4 protein-coding genes are annotated in these 3,628 nt (G+C 52.9%); all 4 read left to right on the top strand.

All coding sequences use genetic code 11. The features are described from left to right. Positions 1–1,691, top strand: a 1,691-nt coding sequence (locus VB081_RS13435; RefSeq protein ID WP_323401289.1) for an InlB B-repeat-containing protein, incomplete at its 5' end; no start/stop codon positions are given. 123 nt (positions 1,692–1,814) lie between these two features. Then, the gene (locus VB081_RS13430; RefSeq protein WP_323401288.1) at positions 1,815–2,366 is read left to right on the top strand and encodes a beta-class carbonic anhydrase; all 552 of its coding nucleotides are present in this window, start codon (positions 1,815–1,817) and stop codon (positions 2,364–2,366) included. Positions 2,367–2,497: 131 nt separating this feature from the next. Then, positions 2,498–2,902 (top strand): organic hydroperoxide resistance protein, encoded by a 405-nt coding sequence (locus VB081_RS13425; protein ID WP_323401287.1) that lies wholly within the window; start codon positions 2,498–2,500, stop codon positions 2,900–2,902. Positions 2,903–2,930: 28 nt separating this feature from the next. Further along, a partial coding sequence (locus VB081_RS13420) for a linear amide C-N hydrolase (RefSeq protein WP_323401286.1) occupies positions 2,931–3,628 on the top strand: 698 nt, incomplete at its 3' end.

Below are 3,628 nucleotides of genomic sequence, written 5' to 3'. Positions count from 1 at the left end.
GAACCATCAGCAACAATACGGCACAGCGGGACGGCGGCGGCATTTTTGGATCGGGCCTGAACTTCTTAAATGGTACGGTGACCGGCAACCGCGCGGAAGAGAGCGGCGGCGGTATCTTCGTTATTAATATGACGCTGGAAGACGGAATGATCAGCAACAATACGGCTGGTGAATATGGCGGCGGCATCCGCACGGAGCAAGATTTTGAGATCAACGGCGGAACCATCAGCGGAAACACGGCATTGGATGGCGGCGGCGTATATGTTCTTGGTGAACCACAATTAAATAGTGGCTTGATCACGGCGAATATCGCAACAGACAATGGCGGCGGTATCTATTTGAACGGGAGTGCCAGCGCGGGCAATACTGTGATCAGCGGAAATACGGCGGCAAACGATGGCGGCGGCGTATATGTGAATGGTACGATCTTGGTGACGGCCGCTACGGTAGAAGGGAATACCGCAACAGCAGGCTATGGCGGTGGCATCTATTCTGCAGGGGCATTTACGCTTGGAAGCGGGACAATCAGCGGCAACAGCGCCGGCCTTGATGGCGGTGGTATCTATTGCCCTGCACCGAACTCGTTTATAACTGGCGGAATGATCAGTAACAACACAGCGCAGCGGGACGGCGGCGGCTACTGCGGAACGATCGTATTTGTCCTGAGGGGTACGATCACCGGGAATCGAGCAGCGGAATACGGCGGCGGACTGTTTGTGGAGATCATTACACTTGAAGATGGAACGATCGCCGGCAACACGGCGGGAGAATTCGGCGGTGGTATCTATGCGCAACAGAACATAGAGATCAACGGCGGAGAAATCAGCGGCAACACAGCGGCCAATGGCGGAGGTGTCAGCGCGCTTGGTGAAATTGACTTCAACGAGGGTAGTATTATCGGAAATACGGCGCTTGCGGATGGCGGCGGCATCTATGGGACATTGGCGGATATCACCGCTGGTTTCAACGCGGTGTTCGCGGATAACACCGCAGCACGCGGATACCTGATCAAGGAGGAGGATAAGGCGCTTTACGCTTCGTTGATAGCTACAACGCAGATCACACAGCCTTTTACCTACGCGTACAATAACTTCGATATCAACTACATTGGCATCGAGATCATGTATGTGGTCGAGTTCGATTCACAGGGCGGCAGCGCGGTAGAGCCGGAATCGGTGGTCGCGGGGTCGACAGTAGCGAGACCGACCGACCCGACCCGTGACGGCTATACCTTTACAGGATGGTACCAAGACGCGGGCGCCACAGACCTTTGGGATTTTGCAACGGCAATCAACAGAAACAGGACTCTGTATGCAGGATGGAAGGAAAACCCGAACACCTATACCGTGACGTTTGATTCCCGCGGAGGCAGCGCGGTCAGCGCGATTACAGGGATCGACGCGGGCAGCAAGATAAATGCACCGGCAGACCCGACCAGGGACGGCTACACGTTTACCGGATGGTATGTGGACGAAGCGGGAACGACCCTGTGGAATTTTGTGCAGGATGTGGTGAATGGCAATATGACATTGTACGCAGGCTGGAAAACAGCCGCTGCGACAACGACGACAGACGTGCCTAAGACGGACGACACAACAGATATCGGATTGTATGTATCGCTGATCGTTGCGGCAGGAGCCGGTTTGGCAGGAACACTGGTCTGGAACAGATATAAGCATAAAAAACAATAAACGAAAAGTCAACCAGTTAGAAGGAGGGGGTAAGGATACCGCCTCCTTCTTTTGTACAGCACACAGCTTGTGCAGGAAAAGAATGTCGGATATAATGAGTTGAGAAAGGCAAAAGGAGATATTATGTCATACGTCGAACAGATGCTTGCGTTTAACAAAGAATTTGTTGAAAAGAAGGAATATGAAAAATTTACGACCACCAAGTACCCGGATAAAAAGGTCGCGGTACTCTCGTGCATGGATACGCGGCTCACGGAGCTGCTGCCCGCCGCGCTCGATTTTAAGAATGGCGACGTAAAAATCATTAAAAACGCAGGGGGCGTGATCTCACATCCGTTTGGAAGTGTGATGCGCAGCTTGCTGGTGGCGGTGTATGAGCTTGGTGTGAGCGAGATTTTTGTGATCGGGCATTACGATTGCGGGATGCAAGGCCTGCATCCGCAGGATATGACCAGCAAAATGCTCAGGCGCGGTATTAAGCAAGAGGACATCGAATTCATCCGGTATTGCGGTGTGGACGTGGATCAGTGGCTAAAGGGGTTTGATGATCCGGAGGAATCGGTCAGGGAGACAGTAAGAATCGTATCTACACACCCGCTCATTCCAAAGGACGTCGCGGTATCCGGCTTTCTGATCGATCCGGAGACAGGCCGCATGGACGTGATAAGCCGATGATCTTCACAAGGGCTGCTGATAAAGCGGCTCTTTTTTATTGTGGAAGGTTTGGTATCGGCTGTTTTTGGTTATTACTAATGCAAATTCAATCATACTCAATAGAATTATGTACCAGGAAAGGAAAGTATATCATGAAAAAAATTTATTCTGTTAAAATGACAAATACCGGCGGACGCGCGGGGGAAGTATTCTCTGAGGATCATTCTCTGGATTTGAAAGTCGCGGCGCCGGGAAGCGGACAGGCCGGGGCGACTAACCCGGAACAGTTGTTTGCAGCAGGCTATAGTGCGTGCTTCAACAGTGCGCTTGAGCTGGTGATGCAGCGCGCGGGGATCAAGGCAAAGAGCACGGTTTCTATCGTTGTATCGCTTTATGAAAGGGAGCCGTTTGATTTTTTGATCGGCGCGGACATCGAAGGGCATGTAGAAGGGCAGACGGCGGAGAAAACACAGGAGCTGCTGGAAAAGGCGCACGAGGTGTGCCCATATTCCAAGGCGACGCGCGGCAATATTGAAGTAACGCTCAAGGCGGTCTGAGACAAGGCACGAAAAGGGGGAAACGCGTATGTGTACGGCATTGACACTGCAAACGATGCAAAAGGAGAATTTCTTTGGTCGAAGCATGGATTTTTCCTATGCCATCGATCCGTCTATTTACGCGGTGCCCGGAGGCCGTGAATGGAGAAACCTTCTCGCGACCACGGCATTCCAAAACGAATACAGCTTTATCGGCGTTGGGCAGGAGCTTAATGGGAACCTTACCTTTGCGGACGGCGTCAACGAAAAAGGCTTCGCGGCGGCAACGCTGTATTTCCCCGGTTATGCGCATTACGGCGCAATATCGAAAGAAGCGAAAAGACCGCAGCTGGCTGCGCTTGAAGTCGTTCATTACCTGCTTGGTAGGTGCAGCAGCACTGACGATGTGCAAGAAGCGCTTGCGGCAATAGAGATCGTAAGTGTTCCTGACCCCATAACAAATACGGTCGCGCCACTGCACTGGATCGTGACGGACAGGAGAGGGAGGTGCCTGGTGGCAGAACAGACGGAGCAAGGGCTTCGGCTATGGGATAATGAGATCGGCGTTCTGACAAACAGCCCGGATTTCCCGTGGCACATGACGAACTTGCGTAACTATATGAGCGCCGTGCCGCAGCAGCACAGTGAAGTCGTTTGGGGAAAGGCGAAGCTGAGGCCGTTTGGGAACGCTTCAGGCACGGATAGTCTGCCCGGTGGCTATACGCCACCTGCGCGGTTTGTGCGCAC

The organism is Christensenella sp. (assembly GCF_034927525.1).
In the GTDB taxonomy this organism is placed as follows: domain Bacteria; phylum Bacillota; class Clostridia; order Christensenellales; family Christensenellaceae; genus Christensenella.
The sequence above is the reverse complement of the archived record's forward strand: the minus strand, read 5'-3'. Positions and strand labels throughout refer to the sequence as shown.